The sequence below is a fragment of the Flavobacterium geliluteum genome, from assembly GCF_017948595.1.
Lineage (GTDB): Bacteria > Bacteroidota > Bacteroidia > Flavobacteriales > Flavobacteriaceae > Flavobacterium > Flavobacterium flavipigmentatum.
In genome coordinates this window covers 1-280 of the sequence record NZ_JAGFBV010000093.1, presented here as the reverse complement: position 1 = coordinate 280, position 280 = coordinate 1, and the positions used below count along the sequence as shown (strand labels likewise).

Sequence of the window (280 nt, the reverse complement as noted above, 5' to 3'; positions counted from 1 at the left end):
TAGTCTACTAGTATCTCAGGCAGTAACAACTTAAGGATATCGATAAAAGAATCTTGCATTAGGGTATAATTTGAAAATACAAATATCTAGATTTTAATATTTCCCCACAACAATATGTGTTGATCCATCAAGACGAAAACCTGTGGAGTGATAAAAATTATGCATAAATAGTAGTGAGTCTAAAAAGGAAGTATTCTACATTTCTAACACCTCTGAATTTTGATCTGAATGCTTTTATTTTAGCATTGAATGATTCTGCAGAAGCATTAGTACTTCTGTT

General features: G+C 30.7%; 1 protein-coding gene. It reads right to left on the bottom strand.

The window, feature by feature from the left end; all coding sequences use genetic code 11:
• Nucleotides 1-157 precede the first annotated feature (157 nt).
• A partial coding sequence (locus J3495_RS19080; protein ID WP_210668579.1) for a transposase occupies nucleotides 158-280 on the bottom strand: 123 nt, incomplete at its 5' end.